Source organism: Streptomyces sp. NPDC051578 (assembly GCF_044454045.1).
In the GTDB taxonomy this organism is placed as follows: domain Bacteria; phylum Actinomycetota; class Actinomycetes; order Streptomycetales; family Streptomycetaceae; genus Streptomyces.
In genome coordinates this window covers 2,338,921-2,356,407 of the sequence record NZ_JBITDH010000001.1, presented here as the reverse complement: position 1 = coordinate 2,356,407, position 17,487 = coordinate 2,338,921, and the positions used below count along the sequence as shown (strand labels likewise).

The following is a 17,487-nucleotide window of genomic DNA, read 5'->3' as shown; positions in this document are numbered from 1 at the left end:
GACCGCGCCCGGGCGGGCGGTTAGCGTGGGCCGCTATGAGCGCTGACATCCGGCCGATAGCCGAAGCGGAGATCCGCGAGTGGATCCACACCGTGAACACCGGATTCCTGACCGCGGCCGGGGTCAGCGACTCCGATGTGGCCAAGCGGGCCAAGAACGGTGAGCTCGCCCGCACCCAGGGCGCCTTCGACTCCACCACCGGCCGTTGCGTGGCGACCTTCCGCTCGTTCGCCCAGCGGCTGACGGTGCCGGGCGGGGCCGCCGTGCCCTCCAACGCGGTCACGAACGTCACCGTGCTGCCCACGCACCGCCGCCAGGGCCTGCTGACCCGGATGATGGCCGCCGACCTGGCGGCCGCCCGGGAGCGCGGCGACGTCGTGGCGACCCTGGTCGCGGCCGAGTACCCGATCTACGGCCGTTACGGGTTCGGGCCGGCGTCGCACACCTGCGAATGGGAGATCGACGTCCCGCGCACCGGCCTGGACCGGCACCGGCCCGCGCCCGTCGACGGCGGCCGCATCGACCTCGTCGACGGGGCGGAGGTGCGGCGCGTGGGCCCGGCGCTGCACGAGCGGCTGCGCGCGATGACGCCCGGCGCCGTCGACCGCAGCACCTACCGGTGGAACCTGTTCACCGGCCTGGAGGAGCTGTCGTTCCGGCCCCACCGGGAGAAGTTCTACGCCGTGTACCGCGACGCGGACGGCGAGGTGGCCGGGCTGGCCGCCTACGGGGCCGACGACCACTGGACGGACGCGAAGGTCCCGCAGAACACCGTCCAGGTGAAGGACCTGTTCGCGCTGACCCCGGCCGCGGAGCGGGCCCTGTGGCACTTCCTGTGCTCCATCGACTGGGTGCAGAAGGTGCGCACCGGCTACCGCGCCCCCGACGACCTGCTCCCGCGGTACCTGCCGGACCCGCGCGCCGCACGCCTCGTGACCTCGGCCGACTTCCTCTGGGTGCGGCTGCTGGACGTGGAACGGGCTCTGAGTGCGCGGACGTACGCCGTCCCCGGGGTCCTCGTACTGGAGGTGAGCGACCCGGCGGGTACGGCCGGCGGGCGCTACCGGCTGGACGCGGGCACCGGGGAGTGCGCCCGGACGCGGGAGCCGGCCGACCTGCGGCTCGATGCCGGCTCGCTCGGGTCGCTGTACCTGGGTGACGAGTCGGTGGCCCGGCTGGCGGCGCTCGGCCTGGTCGCGGAGGAGCGGCCCGGGGCGGTGGCCCTGGCGGACGCGGTGTTCCGCACGGCGCGCCGGCCGTGGTGCCCGGACGTCTTCTGACGGCCTTCGGAGCGTGTGACGGGGACAGCGTGTGACGGGAAACTGTCCGGGACGGGAACGAGGACTGAGGTACGTGGCGACACTGGTGGAAGCCCTGCGCGCGGCCGGCTGCGTGTTCGCGGAGGAGGAGGCGGAGCTGCTGACGGCGGCCGCCCGGGACGAGGAGCACCTGGCAGAGCTGCTGGCGCGCCGGGTGGCCGGCGAACCACTGGAACTGGTGGTCGGCTGGGCGGAGTTCTGCGGGCTGCGCATGGAGGTGGGCGAGGGGGTCTTCGTACCGCGCAGGCGCAGCGAGTTCCTCGCGCAGCAGGCGGTGGCGCAGGCCGGTCCGGGGGCGGTCGTCGTGGACCTGTGCTGCGGGGTGGGCGCGCTGGGGGCGGCGGTGGCCTCGCGGGTCCCGGGGGTCGAGCTGCACGCGGCGGACATCGACGCGGGGGCGCTGGTGTACGCGCGGCGCAACCTCGCTCCGTACGCGGGCCGGGTGTACGAGGGCGACCTGTACGCGGCGCTGCCCGGGTCGCTGCGGGGGCGGGTGGACGTGCTCGTGGTCAACGCCCCGTACGTGCCGTCCGGGGAGATCGCCTTCCTCCCGGCGGAGGCCCGCGACCACGAGCCGCCCGTGTCGCTGGACGGCGGGCCGGACGGCGTGGCCATCCACCGCCGGGTCGCGGCGGAGGCCGCCCGATGGCTGGCCCCGGGCGGCCACCTGCTGATCGAGACGAGCGCCCGCCAGTCCCCGCTGACGGCGTCGGCCCTGACGTCGGGCGGCCTCGCGGTGCGCGCGGTCACCTCGGACGAGCTCTACGCCACGGTCCTGATCGGCAGCGTCTGAGCGGCCGCGCCCGGGCGGGTTTCGTCGTGGGGCGGGGTATCAGGCGGCGGGCGCCTGGTTGATCCGTACGAGGTTGCCGGAGGGGTCGCGGAACGCGCAGTCGCGGGGGCCCCAGGGCTGGTCGATCGGCTCCTGGAGCACCTCGGCGCCGGATGCCCGTACCTTCTCGAACGTCGCGTCGAGGTCGTCGGTGCGGAAGACGACCATCGGCAGGACGCCCTTGGTGAGCAGCTCCTGGAGGGCGTTGCCGTCGGCCTGGGAGCGGCCCGCGTGCGGCTCGGAGATCACGATCTCCAGGCCGGGCTGCGCCGGGCTGCCGAGGGTGACCCAGCGGTGGTCGCCCGAGGCGACGTCGTTGCGGACTTCGAGGCCGAGGGCATCGCGGTAGAAGCCGAGCGCCTCGTCCACGTCGTTGACGGTGATGTGGCAGTACTGGAGTGAGATGTTCATGGCGCCAACGCTAGGCGGCGGCCGTGGGGTCCGCTTCTCGGATCCTGCTCGGCGTTCAGCGGGTCGGGCGGGTGTACACCTTGGCCACGCAGGCGGGCATCGCCCTCACCGCGGGGTGCTCCCGGCCGCGGTACGCGCTGGGGGTCTCGCCCACGATCTCGGTGAACCGCGAGCTGAACGAGCCGAGGGAGGTACAACCGACGGTCATGCACGCGTCGGTCACGCTCATGCCGGCGCGCAGCAGCGCCATCGCCCGCTCGATCCGGCGGGTCATGAGGTAGCTGTAGGGGGTCTCTCCGTAGACGGCCCGGAACCGCCGCGAGAAGTGCGCCGGGGACATCAGCGCGTGCTGCGCCATGGTGGGCACGTCGAGCGGCCGCGCGTACTCCCGGTCGATCAGGTCCCGCGCCCGGCGCAGATGCGCGAGGTTGGCAAGCTCCTGCGGATCCATGTCCCGACCGTACCACCGGCCCGTCCGCGGCCACCGGGGTCGCGATCCCGGACGGGACCTCCGTGCGGGCGCCCCACGACCGCCGGGGGTGGGAGCTATTGCAAGCGGGTGCTTGCAATAGTTAGCAAGGTGCGGCAGCATGGGGGCATGGCATCGCTCAACGTCGGAAATCTCGGCGAGTACCTCCGCGAGCAACGGCGGCAGGCCCAGCTTTCGCTGCGCCAGCTGGCCGACGCGGCGGGGGTGTCGAATCCGTACCTGAGCCAGATCGAGCGCGGGCTGCGCAAGCCGAGCGCGGACATCCTCCAGCAGCTGGCCAAGGCGCTGCGGATCTCCGCGGAGACGCTGTACGTGCAGGCCGGGATCTTGGACGAGCGGGATTCCGACGAGGTGGAGACGCGGGCCGTCATCCTCGCCGACCCGTCCATAAACGAGCGGCAGAAGCAGGTGCTGCTCCAGATCTACGAGTCGTTCCGCAAGGAGAACGCTCAAGAGGCCGGTCCGGCCGGTGCCGACGACGAGAAGCCCCATACGAACTGACTGTGATCCGGGAGGACCAGCACATGGCCATCGCCGATGACCTGAAGAAGACCCTCACCGACCCGACCCCCCTCTACTTCGCCGCCGGCACCGCCGACCTCGCCGTCCAGCAGGCGAAGAAGGTGCCCGGGCTGATCGAGCAGTTGCGCGCCGAGGCCCCCGCGCGCATCGAGGCCGTGCGCAACACCGACGCGAAGATCGTGCAGGAGAAGGCCAGGGAGGCGCAGGAGGTCGTCGCCGCCAAGGTCGCCGAGGTCTTCGGCGCGATCGACCCGAAGAAGCTGGGCGAGACCGCCCAGGACCTGGCGCTGCGCGGCGTCGGCGTGGCCGCCGAGTACGCCGTACGGGCGAAGGAGACCTACGACAAGGTCGCCGAGCACGGCGAGCAGGCCGTACGGGCCTGGCGCGGCGAGGTCTCCGAGGACATCGTCGACATCGCCGCCGTCGTGGAGCCGGACGTCCCGGCCCAGTCCGCGCCCGCGACGTCGTCCGCGCCCGGGACCTCGTCCTTCTCCGCCGACGAGGAGAAGTCCGGCGCGAAGAAGCCCGCGGCCCGCAAGACGCCGGCGAAGAAGCCCGCCGTCACGCCCGGCGACGAGAGCTGATCCCAAGGCCGAGTGAGGTGATGACGGACCGGGCACCTGGAAGGTGTCCGGTCCGTTGTCGTGGGTGGAGGCGGCTCTGCCAGTAGCGTGGGGGCCGGCGGTATCAGCGGTATCAGGCGGCGCAAGCGGGAAGAGGCGGTCGGGCGATGTTGATGAACGGTTTCGACAACGGGGTGCTCCCCCTGCTCGGCTACGCCATGCTGGCGCTCGCCGTCGTCGCCTTCGTCCTCGCGCTGATCGCGCGCGAGGACGCGTACCGGGCCGCGGACAAGCAGACCAAGACCTTCTGGCTGGTCATCCTCGGCATCACGGTCCTCGTGGACTTCTTCCTCGGGATGCTGTTCCTCCAGATCGCCGGCCTGGTCGCCACCATCGTCTTCTTCGTCGACGTCCGGCCGGCCCTCAAGCAGGTCTCGGGCGGCGGCCGGAGCCGTGGTGGCAGCAGCAGCGACGGGCCGTACGGCCCGTACAACGGCGGGCGGTAGCCGAGGGAGCAGGCGGTAGTGGCGGGGGCAGCCTTCGGGCCGTAGCGGAGGGGGCAGCCTTCGGGCGGTAGCGGAGGGGTCAGCCTTCGGCGCGGGAGAGCAGGACGACGGCGACGTCGTCGGTGAGCTCGCCGCCGTTGAGCCGGCGGGCCTCGGTGACGGAGGCCTCCAGCAGGCTCTCACCGCTCAGGCCGGCGTCGAGGTGGCGGTTGATCATCTCGACCATGCCGTCCTGGCCCAGGCGTTCCCGGCCCTCGCCGATGCGCCCCTCGATCAGGCCGTCGGTGTAGAGCATCAGGCTCCACGCGCCGCCCAGCTCGACCTGGCGGCGGGGCCAGCGGGCCTTGGGCAGCAGGCCCAGTGCCGGGCCGCTGCTCTCGTACGGCAGCAGCCGCGCCGAGCCGCCTGCCCGGACGATCAGCGGGGCAGGGTGCCCGGCCAGGCACAGGCCGGCGTGGCGGCCGTCGGGGGAGATGTCCACCGTGCACAGCGTCGCGAAGATCTCGTCGCAGGGCCGCTCCACTTCCAGCACCTGCTGGAGGGTGGCCAGCAGGTCGTCCCCGCACAGGCCGGCGAGGGTCAGGGCGCGCCAGGCGATGCGCAGCTCGACGCCGAGGGCGGCCTCGTCGGGGCCGTGGCCGCAGACGTCGCCGATCATGGCGTGGACGGTTCCGTCGGGGGTGCGGACGGTGTCGTAGAAGTCCCCGCCGAGCAGGGCCCGGCTGCGGCCGGGGCGGTAGCGGGCCGCGAAGCGGAGGTCGGAGCCCTCCAGGAGCGGGTTGGGCAGCAGGCCGCGTTCGAGGCGGGCGTTCTCCTGGGCGCGCAGTTTCGATTCTGCGAGCTTGTACTGGGCGACGTCGGCCCGCTTGCGTTCCACGGCGTAGCGGATGGCGCGGCTCAGGAGCCGGCCGTCGAGTTCGTCGCGGAAGAGGAAGTCCTGGGCTCCTACGCGGACGGCCTCGGCGGCGCGCTCCGCGTCGGCCTCGGCTGTGAGGACGAGTACGGCGTGGCGCGGGGCGATGCGCAGGACCTCGCGGAGGGTGGCGAGCGGGTCGTCCGTGGCGCCGCCGGGGTGGGGCAGGGAGAGGTCGAGCAGGACGCACTGCACGTCGGGGGTCAGGAGCCGGGCCGCCTCGGTGAGGTTGCGGGCGGTGCGGAGCCGGATGCGGTGGCCGTCGGCGTGGAGTAGCTCCGGGACGGTGAGGTCGCCGGCGGGGTCGTCCTCGATGACCAGGAGGGTCAGGGAGGGGGCGGCCGGCGGGGCCGCCTGGCCGACCTGGGTGGTGACAAGGGTGTCCCGCTGCCGCGGTACGGGTGCGGGCATCGTCTCCGGTTCCTTCGCTCCCCCCGAGGGTGCGCTCATGCGCCCGACCCTAGCGGGCCGGTGCGGGCGGGGGAACGGCGGCGCGGGCCACGGCCCGCGTCATATGCCGTTATCGCTGGGAAAGCCCGGGCGCGGGATGACGAACGTCACCACCGCCGCCCCGGCCCCGTCCCGCCCATCGAGACACGGCCCCGCCGGGGCCGGGCGGACGGGCGCAGGCGGGGCCGGGCCCGGCCCGCGGCGCCACCGCCGGCCCGGGTCACGCGTCCGGGCGGACCACCGCCTTGATCGGCATGGAGCCCGCGCCCGCGAGGGTGACGTTGCGGCCGGGGCGAGGGGCGTGGATGATCGCGCCGTCGCCGACGTACATGGCGACGTGGCTCGCGTCATCGAAGTAGATGATCAGATCGCCCGGGCGCATGTCCTTGACCGCCACCTTCGGCAACAGCCGCAGCTGCTCCTGGGAGGTCCGCGGGATGGGTCGTCCCGCCGCCAGCCAGGCCTGCGAGGTCAGGCCGGAGCAGTCGTAAGAGTCCGGGCCCACCGCGCCCCAGACGTACGGCTTGCCCACCTGGGCGGTGGCGAACCGGATCGCTTTCTTCCCCGCCTCCGACGCCGTGCCGTTGATCTCCTTCAACACGCCCGACGACAGCCAGGCCGTCTGCGCCTGGCGCTGCGCGTCCTGTTCCAGCTGGAGCAGCCGGGCCTTCTCCTCGGCCTGGAGCTTGCTCTCCAGCTCCTGCGCCGCCTTGATCTTCTCCTCGATCTGCTTCTTCGAGGCCTCCTGCTTGACCCGGTTCGCCTCCAGCTTCTGCCACAGCTCGCTCGCGTCCTTCGCGTACCGCTGGAGGTCGTTCTGGGTGCGGTTCAGTTCGGCCAGCAGGTCGGCGGTGGCCTTCTCGCCCTGCCGCAGCCGGTCCGCGCCGTCCAGGTACTGGCCCGGGCTGCCGCTCAGCGCGAGCCGTGCGCCCGGCGGCAGGCCGCCCGAGCGGTACTGGGCCCGGGCGGCGGCGCCCGCGCGGTCCTTCAAGGAGCTGATCCGGTCCCGTCCGGCCGCTATCAGCTTGGCGAGCTCCACGACCCGTTCGGACTGCGCCTTCGTCTCGCTCTCCGCCTGGTTGTACGCGTCCGTGGCCGTCCCGGCCTGGCGGTACAGGTCCTCGATCTCCTTGCGGACCTGCTCCAGGGACTTGGTCCCCGGCTCCGGCGCCACCGGCGCACCCGGGGCGCCCGGCGTGACCGGAGCCGCGTACGCGGTCGTCGGAAGACCGAGGACCGGCGCGGACGCCAGTACCGCCATCGCGCACAGCAGAGTGAGAGCGCACGCGCCGCGCCGCCGCGCTCGCTTCACGGTCCCCATGGTTCCCCCCATGCGCCTGCAGTCAGAGCGGACATCACCCGACATCACATCTGACTATTCATCAGTAACTTGTTGCTGCTTTCGGGATGGTGCCACGAGTCGGTGAATTCCGACACCCTCTGTGGATAACCCCCCTACCGCCCGATGGGCGACGGTCGCCGGCGCGGAAGTCACCCCGCCGGACGCAACGCCTCCCAGCGCACCGTCAGTTCCCCCTGCCGCCACCGCACCGGCCCGTCCGCGAGCGGCCAGTCGACGGCCAGCGCCCGCGCCGTCCGGATCCAGCGCTGCCGCGCCCCGTACGAGGCGTACGGGGCGGCCGCCGCCCACGCCCGGTCGAAGTCGCGCAGGAACGCGTGCACCGGCTCACCCGGCACGTTCCGGTGGATCAGCGCCTTCGGCAGCCGTTCCGCCAGGTCCGAGGGGCGCTCCAGGGAGCCCAGCCGGGTCGCGAAAGTCACCGTGCGCGCCCCCTCCGGGCCGAGCGCGACCCACACGTGCCGACGCCCGATCTCGTCGCACGTCCCCTCGACGAGCAGCCCGTCCGGGGCCAGCCGTGCGCACAGCCGCCGCCACACCGCCTCGACCTGCTCCTCGTCGTACTGGCGCAGTACGTTCGCCGCGCGGATCAGCATCGGCGCCGCCCCGCCGTCCAGCGGGACCTCGAAGCCGCCGTGCCGGAAGCTGAGCCCGTCCCGCTCGTACGGCTTCGCCCCCGCCACCCGGGCCGGCTCGATCTCGATGCCGACCACCCGCACCCGCGGAGCCGCCTCCCGCAGCCGGGCCAGCAGCTCGACCGCCGTCCAGGGCGCGGCGCCGTAGCCGAGGTCCACCGCGACCGGGGCCTCGGCCCGCCGCAGGGCGGCCCCGTGCGTGGCCGCGATCCAGCGGTCCATCCGGCGCAGGCGGTTCGGGTTCGTGGTCCCGCGCGTGACCGTGCCCACGGGGCGTCTGGGGGGCGGTGGGGCGCTGCGGGAAGCCATGCGCCGAGCGTATGCGGGCAGGCGGGGGAGCGGAAAACCAGCCGAGCGCCCCCGCGGGGCGTTCTCCGAAAGATAAGGAGAGGGAAATCCGTCCACCCCGGAATGCGGGAAGCGCCCCTCCGGGTTGCACTCCTTGCAGGGCGCACACAGCGCTCCGCGAGCCATGCCCTGCGCCAGCCCCAGCGCGCCGTCCGAGCGAGAGGAACTGCTCCCTTGAGCCAGTACGTGTCCCGCCTCGGCGGCAGTATCAGCGGTCGCATCGCCGCCGCCCGCTCGACCCGGCACGAGCCGCCCCGGCTGCGCCTCCCGGCGGTGGGCCACTCCCGCAAGCCCCGCCGCGTCGCCATGCTCAGCGTGCACACCTCACCCCTGCACCAGCCCGGCACGGGCGACGCCGGCGGCATGAACGTGTACATCGTCGAGCTCGCCAAGCGCCTGGCCGCGATCAACATCGAGGTCGAGATCTTCACCCGCGCCACCACCGGCGGGCTCCCGCCCCGGGTCGAGCTGGCCCCGGGGGTCCTCGTACGGCACGTCGACGCGGGCCCGTACGAGGGCCTCGCCAAGGAGGAGCTGCCGGCCCAGCTGTGCGCCTTCACCCATGGCGTGATGCAGGCGTGGGCCGGCCACCGCCCCGGCTACTACGACCTCGTCCACTCCCACTACTGGCTCTCCGGCCACGTCGGCTGGCTCGCCGCCGAACGCTGGGGCGTGCCGCTCGTCCACGCCATGCACACCATGGCCAAGGTCAAGAACGCCGCGCTCGCCGAGGGCGACACCCCCGAGCCCGCCGCCCGCGTCATCGGCGAGACCCAGATCGTCAAGGCCGCCGACCGGCTCATCGCCAACACCGCCGAGGAGGCCGACGAACTCGTACGGCACTACGAGGCCGACCCCGGCAAGGTCGCCGTCGTCCACCCCGGCGTGAACCTCGACCGCTTCACCGTCGGCGACGGCCGGGCCGCCGCCCGTGCCCGCCTCGGGCTGCCGCAGGACGCGGTGATCCCCCTCTTCGCGGGCCGCATCCAGCCGCTCAAGGCCCCCGACATCCTGCTGCGGGCGGTCGCAGAGCTGGTCGACCGCGACCCGTCGCTGCGCGCGCGCCTGTTCGTACCCGTCGTCGGCGGCCCCAGCGGCAGCGGCCTCGCCAAGCCCGAGGGGTTGCAGAAGCTCGCCGCGAAACTCGGCATCGCGGATGTCGTCCACTTCCACCCGCCGGTCGCGCAGGACCTCCTCGCCGACTGGTTCCGCGCGGCGTCGGTGCTGGTCATGCCCTCGTACAACGAATCCTTCGGGCTGGTGGCGATCGAGGCGCAGGCGACCGGCACCCCGGTGCTCGCGGCGGAGGTCGGTGGGCTGCCGGTCGCCGTCAACGACGGCGTGACGGGGATCCTCGTACCCGGACACGACCCGGTGGACTACGCGAGGGAGCTGCGCCGCTTCCTGGACGAACCCGCGCTCACCGACCGGATGGGCGCCGAGGCAGCGCGGCACGCGCAGTTCTTCGGCTGGGACACGGCGGCGAGCGGCACGGCAGACGTGTACACCGCGGCGATGCATGATCATCGCCGTCGCGTACGCTCCCACCATGGCTGACGCTGACACCGCCGCGATCGTCGAGAGCACCCTGTCCGAGGCCGGGCTGGACTGGGAGAGCCCGTCACCGGGCTCGTACGTCGTCCAGCTGCCCGGCACGCGCAAGCTGAGCACCACCTGCTCGCTGCGGGTCGGCAAGCACTCCCTGTCGGTGAACGCCTTCGTCATCCGCCACCCCGACGAGAACGAGGCGGGCGTCCACCGCTGGCTGCTGGAGCGCAACCTCAAGCTGTACGGGATGGCGTACGCGGTCGACGGCCTCGGCGACGTCTACCTGACGGCGCGGCTCCCGCTGAGCGTGGTCACCCCCGCCGACCTGGACCGGCTGCTCGGCACGGTCCTGGAGGCGGCGGACGGGGCGTTCAACACGCTGCTGGAGCTGGGCTTCGCGAGCGCGATCCGGCGCGAGTACGAGTGGCGCGTCTCGCGCGGCGAATCCACCCGCAACCTGGACGCCTTCCGGCACCTGACGCGTCCGGCCTGAGCCGCCGCGGCAGACCGCGCCCGGCCCGAGCTGCGCGGGCCCGGGGGACGCGTCCGGCCTGAGCCGCCGCGGCAGACCGCGCCCGGCCCGAGCTGCGCGGGCCCGGGCCCGGGCCGCCCGTTCAGGCGGCGGCCGCGTCCGGGACCTGCGCGGCGGCGGGAGCGGCGCCGGCCGCCGGCGCGGCGAGCACCTCCGACCCCTGCGCCGGCAGCCGCCGCATCAGCAGCCAGTACCCGAGCCCCGCCACCGTCCCCAGCACCCCGGTCGCCCCCCACAACCAGCCGGGCCCGAGGCGGTCGATCACGTAGCCGGCCATCAGCGGCGCGAGCAGCGAGGCCACCGCCCAGGACAGGGTGTACATCCCCTGGTAGCGCCCCCGCCCGTGCACCGGCGACAGGCGTGCCACGAGCCCCATCTGCGTCGGCGAGTTCACGATCTCCGCCAGCGTCCACACGCACACCGTCAGCGCGTACGTCCACAGCGACCCGGCGAAGGCCGTCATCGCGAACCCGTACCCGGCCAGCAGCGCCGAGACCACCAGCAGCCGCTGCGGGTCCCGGTGCTCGATGAACCGCGTGACCGGGATCTGGAGCAGTACGATCAGCAGCCCGTTCGACGCGATGACCAGCCCGTAGTCCCCGGCCGAGAACCCGGCCGCGCCCATCGCCACCGGCAGGCCCACCGACCCCTGGGTGAAGATCAGCGAGATCAGGAACGACAGCCCGACGACCCCCATGAACCGCCCGTCGCGCAGCACCGTCCCCAGTCCGACCGCCGGCTCGGCCTCCGCGCCCGCGGCCGTGTCCCGCACCGGCCGGGACTCCGGGAGCTTCACGAACACCAGCACCGCGCACAGCAGGGTCAGCGTCGCCTCGCCGAGGAACCCGGCCAGGTAGCTGTACTCCGCCACCAGCCCGGCCGCGGTCGCGCTGACACCGAAGCCGAGGTTGATGGCCCAGTAGTTCAGCGCGAACGCCCGCACCCGGTCCTCGGGCCGGACGATGTCCGCCATCATCGCCGTGACCGCCGGGCGCGAGGCGTTCGAGGTCATGCCGACGAGCAGCGCGACCGCCGCGATCGCCGCCGGATGCTCCATGAACCCGAGCAGCGCCACCGAGAACGCGGTCGAGAGCTGGGCGGCGAGCAGCGTCGGCCGCCGCCCCAGCCGGTCGGTCATCACCCCCGCGACCAGTGAGGACAGCACGCCGCCCAGCCCGTGGAGGGCGAGGACGAGACCGGCGAAGGAGGCCGAGTAGCCCCGGTCGATGGTCAGGTACAGGGTCATGAAGGTGGCGACGAAGGCCCCGAGCCGGTTGACCAGCGTGCTCGTCCACAGCCACCAGAAGGCGCGCGGCAGCCCTGACACGCTCGCGCGCGCCCCCCGTGTCAAACGGCCCACCGGCATACGGATCCCCCCAGGAAGTAAGTGTCTCTTCGGCGATCCGCACGCTACGAGCGCTGACGGTCGAGCCGCCACCCAATTGACGTCGAGTGTCAATCCGGCGGGGCTCAGGTCAGGTGCGCAAGCGCGGGCGGCCGCCGTGGACACCGCGCGCAGGCGCCCGGGGCCGTCCATTAGGCTCGTACGCATGGCCGACGCACCGTACAAGCTGATCCTCCTCCGCCACGGCGAGAGCGAGTGGAACGCGAAGAACCTGTTCACCGGCTGGGTGGACGTCAATCTCAACGAGAAGGGCGAGAAGGAGGCGGTCCGCGGCGGTGAGCTGCTCAAGGACGCCGGCCTGCTCCCCGATGTCGTGCACACCTCGCTCCAGAAGCGCGCGATCCGCACCGCGCAGCTGGCGCTGGAGGCCGCCGACCGCCACTGGATCCCGGTCCACCGCTCGTGGCGCCTGAACGAGCGCCACTACGGTGCGCTCCAGGGCAAGGACAAGGCGCAGACGCTCGCCGAGTTCGGCGAGGAGCAGTTCATGCTGTGGCGCCGTTCGTACGACACCCCGCCGCCGGCCCTTGAGGACGGCACGGAGTTCTCGCAGTCCGACGACCCGCGCTACGCGACGATCCCGCCGGAGCTGCGCCCGCGCACGGAGTGCCTCAAGGACGTCGTCGTGCGCATGCTCCCGTACTGGTACGACGCCATCGTCCCGGACCTGCTGACCGGCCGCACCGTCCTGGTCGCCGCCCACGGCAACTCCCTGCGCGCCCTGGTCAAGCACCTGGACGGCATCTCGGACGCCGACATCGCGGACCTCAACATCCCGACCGGCATCCCGCTCTCCTACGAGCTGGACGCCGACTTCAAGCCCCTCACCCCGGGCGGCACCTACCTCGACCCGACCGCCGCCGCGGCCGCCATCGAGGCCGTCAAGAACCAGGGCAAGAAGTAACCCCACGCACGGAAAGGCCCCCCGGCCGCGGAGGAATCCGCGGGCGGGGGGCCTTCGTGCGGGCCGGGGCCGGTCAGCCGCCGCATTGGCAGGGGGCGCCGGACTGGCAGCCGCAGCCGCAGCCCGAGCCGCAGCCGCAGGCCGCCAGCAGCGGCAGGCGCAGCGGCTCCCGGGACGGCGGTGGCTGCGGCTGCTCGTGCTGCGGGGTGACGGGGACGGGGGAATCGGGCATGGATCCTCCTCGCAGGCGGTGCGCGGGCGGTGTGCCTTCGCCCCCATTCACGCCCACCGCCTACGGCGCGTCAACGGCGCATTGGAGCTCGGCGCGCGCGAGGTGATCGACGCGGCGCGACGCCCGGCGCGGTCGATGTGCCCGGCCTGCCCGGCGGGCCCGGCGCGGTCGATGTGCCCGGCCCGGTCGGCGTGCCCGGCGTCCGCGAGGGGCCGGGTGCGCTCAGACGCCCTCGACCTGGGTCGGCGGCTGGAGCTCGTCCGCGTGCTCGCCCGTCACCAGGTAGACGACCCGCTTCGCGACCGACACCGCGTGGTCCGCGAAGCGCTCGTAGTAGCGGCCCAGCAGCGTCACGTCGACCGCCGTCTCGATGCCGTGCTTCCAGCGGTCGTCCATCAGGTGCTGGAACAGCGTGCGGTGCAGCTGGTCCATCTCGTCGTCGTCCTGCTCCAGCTGGAGCGCCAGGTCCACGTCCTTCGTGATGATGACCTCGGCCGCCTTCGCCATGAGCCGCTGCGCCAGCTGCCCCATCTCCAGGATGGTGGCGTGCAGGTCCCGCGGCACCGCCGTGTCCGGGAAGCGCAGCCGCGCCAGCTTCGCCACGTGCTGCGCCAGGTCGCCGGAGCGCTCCAGGTCGGCGCTCATGCGCAGCGAGGTCACGACGATGCGCAGATCGGTGGCGACCGGCTGCTGCCGCGCGAGCAGCGCGATGGCGCGGGCCTCCAGGTCGTGCTGGAGGTCGTCGACCTTCTGGTCGGCGGCGATGACGCTCTCCGCCAGCTTGAGGTCGGCGTCGAGCATGGACGTCGTGGCCCGCCCGATCGCGGAACCGACGAGCCGGGCCATCTCGACCAGGCTCTCTCCGATCGAGTCCAGTTCCTCGTGGTACGCGTCGCGCATGGTGTCCCTCTCTTGCCTGCTCGCTTGCTGCTACTGCTTACCGCTCGTCACCGCTCGCTCATCAGGAGCTGTTCAGGAGCTGTGAGGCGCCCGGCGGCCGCGCGGGCCGTCCGGCCCCACGTTGACACGGTCGGCCGCGAACGCGTCCGACTCCGGCACCCCAAGTGAATCAGCACGGTCGTCAGGGTGAACTCTGGGCGACGAGTGTTCGAGCTGCCACCCGAACGGCTGTGGAAGTGTCATCACGCCTGCTTAACCTGGATGCATGGACGTGAACGCGGCGGTCGCCGCAGCTGCAGCGATCGCCGGTCTCTGCACCGGTGTGATCGCGATGCTGGCGTTCCGCTGGAGCGAGCGCGACCAAGCCCGCCCCACGAGGAGCTCCATGCGCCCCGACATCAACGCGGTGCTCCCGCCCGGAGTGGACACCGTCCTCTCCGTGCTCCGCTCGTCCGCCGTCGTGCTCGACGAGGGGGACGCGGTCGTCAAGGCCAGTTCGGCGGCGTACGCCCTCGGCCTGGTCCGCGGCGGCAAGCTCGCGGTGGAGCCGATGCTCCACATGGCCCGCGACACCCGCCGGGACGGGGAGATACGCCAGATCGAGCTCGACCTGCCCCGGCGCGGCACCGGCCGCGGCGAGGCGCTCGCCGTCTCCGCCCGCGTCGCGCCGCTCGGCTCCCGCCTGGTGCTGCTGCTGGTCGAGGACCTGACGGAGGCCCGCCGGATCGAGGCGGTCCGCCGCGACTTCGTCGCGAACGTCTCGCACGAGCTGAAAACCCCCGTCGGGGCGATCTCCCTGCTCTCCGAGGCCGTCATGGACGCCAGCGACGACCCCGAGGCGGTCAGCCGCTTCGCCGGCCGCATGCAGATCGAGGCCACGCGCCTGATCAACCTCGTACAGGAGCTCATCGACCTCTCCCGGGTGCAGAACGACGACCCGCTGGAGGACGCCGAGCCCGTCCGCGTGGACACCCTGGTGGCGGAGGCCATCGACCGCTGCCGGCACACCGCGACCTCCAAGCAGATCCACATGGCCGCCGGAGGCACCGCCGACCTGCGCGTCTGGGGCAACCGCGGCCAACTCGCGGCGGCCCTCGGCAACCTCGTGGAGAACGCCGTCAACTACAGCCCGGCCCGCACCCGCGTCGGCATCGCCGCGCGCCGGGTGGCCGCGCCGGGAGGAGACTTGATCGAGATAGCCGTGACCGACCAGGGCATCGGCATCCCGGAGAAGGACCGCGAGCGCATCTTCGAGCGCTTCTACCGCGTGGATCCCGCCCGCTCCCGCGCCACGGGAGGAACCGGGCTGGGCCTCGCCATCGTGAAGCACGTAGCGGCTTCCCACGGGGGGGAGGTGTCGGTGTGGAGCTCCGAGGGACAGGGGTCCACCTTCACCCTGCGCCTTCCCGAAGCGGCCGCGCCCGCCACCCAGGCCACCACTCCCTCCGCCACCCCCGCCCGACCCCTGCTCGACTCTGAAACAGCCACCCCTGCCCCGGAGGTCCTTCCGTGACCCGAGTGCTCGTCGTCGAGGATGAGGAATCCTTCAGCGACGCCCTGTCCTACATGCTCCGCAAGGAGGGCTTCGAGGTCGCGATCGCCGCGACCGGCCCCGACGGGCTCGACGAGTTCGAGCGCAACGGCGCCGACCTCGTCCTCCTCGACCTGATGCTCCCCGGCCTTCCCGGCACGGAGGTCTGCCGCCAGCTGCGCGGCCGCTCCAACGTCCCGGTGATCATGGTGACCGCCAAGGACAGCGAGATCGACAAGGTCGTCGGCCTGGAGATAGGAGCCGACGACTACGTCACCAAGCCCTTCTCCTCGCGGGAGCTGGTCGCCCGCATCCGCGCGGTCCTGCGCCGCCGCGGCGAGCCGGAGGAGGTCACCCCGGCCGCCCTGGAGGCCGGGCCCGTACGGATGGACGTCGACCGGCACGTGGTCACCGTCGGCGGCGGGAAGGTGGATCTCCCGCTCAAGGAGTTCGACCTGCTGGAGATGCTGCTGCGCAACGCGGGCCGGGTCCTGACCCGCATGCAGCTGATCGACCGGGTCTGGGGCGCCGACTACGTCGGTGACACCAAGACCCTCGACGTCCACGTCAAGCGCCTGCGCGCCAAGATCGAGCCGGACCCGGGCGCGCCGCGCTACCTGGTCACGGTCCGCGGCCTCGGCTACAAGTTCGAGCCGTAGGCCGTGGGTCGCAGGCGTAGGCCATAGCGGTAGGCCGTGGCCGCGAGCCGCGGCCGCAGCACCGGCAGGACAGCACCGGCAGGCAGAAACGGGAAGGGCCCCCATCCGCAGTGGATGGGGGCCCTTCCCGTACGTCGTGCCTACGCGGCTCAGTGACCGGCGGCGTGCGAAGCCGAACCCGAGGGGGTGCCGGACGGCGCGCCCGAAGCGGCGCCGGCTGCCGGGCTGCCCGACGGCGTGCCCGAGGGGGTGCCGGACGGGCTGCCCGCGGGGCTCGCGCCGGCCGCGCCGGGAGCGGGGGCCGGGGCCTCGGTCGGGCCGAAGGCGGCGTACATGCCGGCGCCGGGGACGACGTAGGCGTCGAGCTTCACGTCGCCCGTGCTGCTCAGCTGGAAGACGACCTCCTGCACGTTGCCGTCCTGGACCGCCTCGCGGCCGCCCTCGACCACGGCGGAGGCGTTGCCCTTGCCACCCAGCACCACGGAGCCGCCGGCGGGAACGGTGATCTTGCCGGAGCCCTCGGCCGGCTTGAGCGTCACCTTGGTCTTGCCACCCGCGAGGGTGATGCCGTCAAGGGTCTGCGGGGTGTCGCCGGAGTTGAAGACGGTCGCGGAGACGGCGGCCGGGCCCTTCTTCTCCTTCGTGCTCTGGGTGATCACCAGGGCGTTCTGGATCTTGATGTTGCCCTTGGTGACGGCGGCGTTGTCCGGCTTGATCTCCAGAGTCTGCGCGTCGTTGCCCGCAGCGCATGCGGAGAGCGAAGCGATCGAGAACACGATGGCGGTAGCGGCGAGAGCGCCGCGTCGAAGGCTGCGGCTCACGGCGGCGGCAACTCCTTGGACGTACGGACGGAAGGTGGACGACCCCAGCTCGCGCTGGGGGAGGTGCCCCGTCGGACGGCTGAGGTAAAGCCGCCCTAAGGGTGTGTCAGCGCGCTTAGGTTACCGAGCCGCCGCCCCGCCCCCGCACCCGACCCTCCGCAGTGCCCGACCTGCCCCGTACGGGTCCGCGCGATCACGAATTCCCCATATCGCGCGGAGATCGCCGACACGCGGTTCGGGGACCCTCCGCCCGCCGTTCCGTTGATCAATTTCCGGATTCCCCGAGAGCCGCCCCGGTGATCGAATCGCGGATTGGGCCGGAACCGCTCCGTACGGGTGCCCGCCAGTCGAACGGAGTAGTTCGGTTTCCAGCCTTCGAACCCGGCAAAACGGGACGTACATCACACCGAACGGCGCGTCCCCCAGGTGTAACGTGGTCGTTTCGTCCGGTCCGCACAGCGCCTCCGACCTGCGAATACCCCCTTCCGGAAGCCCTCCGCAGCACGTACGTGTTGCTGTTGTCAAGCCCCGAGATGTGCCCTGACCTGCGAAAACGCCATTCATAACGGTCAGTTCTCGTGTTACCCTGGATAGCCACGGAAGGGG

General features: G+C 72.7%; 19 protein-coding genes. 10 read left to right on the top strand and 9 right to left on the bottom strand.

The features are described from left to right. Positions 1 to 35 precede the first annotated feature (35 nt). A complete protein-coding gene (locus ACIA6C_RS10725) occupies positions 36 to 1,280 on the top strand; it encodes a GNAT family N-acetyltransferase (RefSeq protein WP_399274342.1) in 1,245 nt (414 codons plus the stop codon). A 73-nt stretch (positions 1,281 to 1,353) separates the two neighbouring features. Next, positions 1,354 to 2,112: a putative protein N(5)-glutamine methyltransferase gene (locus tag ACIA6C_RS10720; RefSeq protein ID WP_399274340.1), complete on the top strand. Its 759-nt coding sequence runs from the start codon at positions 1,354 to 1,356 to the stop codon at positions 2,110 to 2,112. Positions 2,113 to 2,151: 39 nt separating this feature from the next. Here the strand turns inward: ACIA6C_RS10720 and ACIA6C_RS10715 are convergent, their stop codons facing one another. Next, positions 2,152 to 2,562 (bottom strand): VOC family protein, encoded by a 411-nt coding sequence (locus ACIA6C_RS10715; RefSeq protein WP_399274338.1) that lies wholly within the window; start codon positions 2,560 to 2,562, stop codon positions 2,152 to 2,154. A gap of 55 nt (positions 2,563 to 2,617) precedes the next feature. Continuing rightward, on the bottom strand, positions 2,618 to 3,013 hold the full coding sequence (locus ACIA6C_RS10710; RefSeq protein ID WP_366079642.1) for a helix-turn-helix transcriptional regulator: 396 nt from the start codon (positions 3,011 to 3,013) through the stop codon (positions 2,618 to 2,620). 147 nt (positions 3,014 to 3,160) lie between these two features. On the opposite strand from ACIA6C_RS10710, the gene ACIA6C_RS10705 reads away from it, so the two are divergent. The 3 genes from ACIA6C_RS10705 to ACIA6C_RS10695 all read left to right on the top strand — a co-directional run bounded on the left by ACIA6C_RS10705 (position 3,161) and on the right by ACIA6C_RS10695 (position 4,643). Then, entirely contained in the window at positions 3,161 to 3,553 is a 393-nt protein-coding gene (locus tag ACIA6C_RS10705) for a helix-turn-helix domain-containing protein (protein WP_399274336.1), read from the top strand. 23 nt (positions 3,554 to 3,576) lie between these two features. Then, on the top strand, positions 3,577 to 4,158 hold the full coding sequence (locus ACIA6C_RS10700; RefSeq protein ID WP_399274334.1) for a hypothetical protein: 582 nt from the start codon (positions 3,577 to 3,579) through the stop codon (positions 4,156 to 4,158). Between the two features lie 146 nt (positions 4,159 to 4,304). After that, positions 4,305 to 4,643 (top strand): DUF2516 family protein, encoded by a 339-nt coding sequence (locus tag ACIA6C_RS10695; protein WP_361138240.1) that lies wholly within the window; start codon positions 4,305 to 4,307, stop codon positions 4,641 to 4,643. Positions 4,644 to 4,722: 79 nt separating this feature from the next. Here ACIA6C_RS10695 and ACIA6C_RS10690 read toward each other — a convergent pair whose 3' ends face one another. From ACIA6C_RS10690 to ACIA6C_RS10680, 3 genes are all read right to left on the bottom strand, one after another. Beyond that, positions 4,723 to 6,006: a PP2C family protein-serine/threonine phosphatase gene (locus tag ACIA6C_RS10690; RefSeq protein ID WP_399274332.1), complete on the bottom strand. Its 1,284-nt coding sequence runs from the start codon at positions 6,004 to 6,006 to the stop codon at positions 4,723 to 4,725. Positions 6,007 to 6,226: 220 nt separating this feature from the next. Next, positions 6,227 to 7,327 (bottom strand): NlpC/P60 family protein, encoded by a 1,101-nt coding sequence (locus ACIA6C_RS10685; RefSeq protein WP_399274330.1) that lies wholly within the window; start codon positions 7,325 to 7,327, stop codon positions 6,227 to 6,229. Between the two features lie 170 nt (positions 7,328 to 7,497). Continuing rightward, positions 7,498 to 8,310, bottom strand: coding sequence for a class I SAM-dependent methyltransferase (locus ACIA6C_RS10680; protein ID WP_399274328.1), 813 nt, complete (start codon positions 8,308 to 8,310; stop codon positions 7,498 to 7,500). A 213-nt stretch (positions 8,311 to 8,523) separates the two neighbouring features. Here ACIA6C_RS10680 and mshA point away from each other — a divergent pair, with 213 nt between their 5' ends. Then, entirely contained in the window at positions 8,524 to 9,906 is a 1,383-nt protein-coding gene (gene mshA / locus ACIA6C_RS10675) for a D-inositol-3-phosphate glycosyltransferase (RefSeq protein WP_399274326.1), read from the top strand. After that, on the top strand, positions 9,899 to 10,390 hold the full coding sequence (locus ACIA6C_RS10670; RefSeq protein WP_329197041.1) for a YbjN domain-containing protein: 492 nt from the start codon (positions 9,899 to 9,901) through the stop codon (positions 10,388 to 10,390). Before mshA ends, ACIA6C_RS10670 begins: the two co-directional genes overlap by 8 nt. 121 nt (positions 10,391 to 10,511) lie before the next feature. On the opposite strand, the gene ACIA6C_RS10665 is transcribed toward ACIA6C_RS10670, so the two are convergent. Beyond that, positions 10,512 to 11,795: an MDR family MFS transporter gene (locus ACIA6C_RS10665; RefSeq protein ID WP_399274324.1), complete on the bottom strand. Its 1,284-nt coding sequence runs from the start codon at positions 11,793 to 11,795 to the stop codon at positions 10,512 to 10,514. A gap of 184 nt (positions 11,796 to 11,979) precedes the next feature. Between ACIA6C_RS10665 and ACIA6C_RS10660 the strand changes: the two genes are divergently transcribed. Further along, entirely contained in the window at positions 11,980 to 12,738 is a 759-nt protein-coding gene (locus ACIA6C_RS10660) for a phosphoglyceromutase (protein ID WP_399274322.1), read from the top strand. Between the two features lie 73 nt (positions 12,739 to 12,811). Here ACIA6C_RS10660 and ACIA6C_RS10655 read toward each other — a convergent pair whose 3' ends face one another. After that, positions 12,812 to 12,970: a hypothetical protein gene (locus ACIA6C_RS10655; RefSeq protein WP_361138233.1), complete on the bottom strand. Its 159-nt coding sequence runs from the start codon at positions 12,968 to 12,970 to the stop codon at positions 12,812 to 12,814. Positions 12,971 to 13,192: 222 nt separating this feature from the next. Then, entirely contained in the window at positions 13,193 to 13,870 is a 678-nt protein-coding gene (phoU, locus tag ACIA6C_RS10650) for a phosphate signaling complex protein PhoU (protein WP_190187206.1), read from the bottom strand. A 265-nt stretch (positions 13,871 to 14,135) separates the two neighbouring features. Here phoU and ACIA6C_RS10645 point away from each other — a divergent pair, with 265 nt between their 5' ends. Then, entirely contained in the window at positions 14,136 to 15,383 is a 1,248-nt protein-coding gene (locus ACIA6C_RS10645; RefSeq protein WP_399274319.1) for a sensor histidine kinase, read from the top strand. Further along, positions 15,380 to 16,060, top strand: coding sequence for a response regulator transcription factor (locus ACIA6C_RS10640; RefSeq protein WP_037795450.1), 681 nt, complete (start codon positions 15,380 to 15,382; stop codon positions 16,058 to 16,060). The genes ACIA6C_RS10645 and ACIA6C_RS10640 overlap by 4 nt, the downstream gene beginning before the upstream one ends. A gap of 149 nt (positions 16,061 to 16,209) precedes the next feature. Here ACIA6C_RS10640 and ACIA6C_RS10635 read toward each other — a convergent pair whose 3' ends face one another. Further along, the gene (locus ACIA6C_RS10635; RefSeq protein WP_399274317.1) at positions 16,210 to 16,881 is read right to left on the bottom strand and encodes a DUF461 domain-containing protein; all 672 of its coding nucleotides are present in this window, start codon (positions 16,879 to 16,881) and stop codon (positions 16,210 to 16,212) included. Positions 16,882 to 17,487: the final 606 nt, after the last annotated feature.

Excerpts from the sequence above, each read along its gene's own strand:
- ACIA6C_RS10725 (WP_399274342.1), top strand. The coding sequence starts at position 36 with ATGAGCGCTGACATCCGGCCGATAGCCGAAGCGGAGATCCGCGAGTGG.
- ACIA6C_RS10715 (WP_399274338.1), bottom strand. The coding sequence starts at position 2,562 with ATGAACATCTCACTCCAGTACTGCCACATCACCGTCAACGACGTGGAC.
- ACIA6C_RS10710 (WP_366079642.1), bottom strand. The coding sequence starts at position 3,013 with ATGGATCCGCAGGAGCTTGCCAACCTCGCGCATCTGCGCCGGGCGCGG.
- ACIA6C_RS10705 (WP_399274336.1), top strand. The coding sequence starts at position 3,161 with ATGGCATCGCTCAACGTCGGAAATCTCGGCGAGTACCTCCGCGAGCAA.
- ACIA6C_RS10700 (WP_399274334.1), top strand. The coding sequence starts at position 3,577 with ATGGCCATCGCCGATGACCTGAAGAAGACCCTCACCGACCCGACCCCC.
- ACIA6C_RS10695 (WP_361138240.1), top strand. The coding sequence starts at position 4,305 with ATGTTGATGAACGGTTTCGACAACGGGGTGCTCCCCCTGCTCGGCTAC.
- ACIA6C_RS10690 (WP_399274332.1), bottom strand. The coding sequence starts at position 6,006 with ATGAGCGCACCCTCGGGGGGAGCGAAGGAACCGGAGACGATGCCCGCA.
- ACIA6C_RS10685 (WP_399274330.1), bottom strand. The coding sequence starts at position 7,327 with ATGGGGACCGTGAAGCGAGCGCGGCGGCGCGGCGCGTGCGCTCTCACT.
- ACIA6C_RS10680 (WP_399274328.1), bottom strand. The coding sequence starts at position 8,310 with ATGGCTTCCCGCAGCGCCCCACCGCCCCCCAGACGCCCCGTGGGCACG.
- ACIA6C_RS10670 (WP_329197041.1), top strand. The coding sequence starts at position 9,899 with ATGGCTGACGCTGACACCGCCGCGATCGTCGAGAGCACCCTGTCCGAG.
- ACIA6C_RS10665 (WP_399274324.1), bottom strand. The coding sequence starts at position 11,795 with ATGCCGGTGGGCCGTTTGACACGGGGGGCGCGCGCGAGCGTGTCAGGG.
- ACIA6C_RS10660 (WP_399274322.1), top strand. The coding sequence starts at position 11,980 with ATGGCCGACGCACCGTACAAGCTGATCCTCCTCCGCCACGGCGAGAGC.
- ACIA6C_RS10655 (WP_361138233.1), bottom strand. The coding sequence starts at position 12,970 with ATGCCCGATTCCCCCGTCCCCGTCACCCCGCAGCACGAGCAGCCGCAG.
- phoU (WP_190187206.1), bottom strand. The coding sequence starts at position 13,870 with ATGCGCGACGCGTACCACGAGGAACTGGACTCGATCGGAGAGAGCCTG.
- ACIA6C_RS10645 (WP_399274319.1), top strand. The coding sequence starts at position 14,136 with ATGGACGTGAACGCGGCGGTCGCCGCAGCTGCAGCGATCGCCGGTCTC.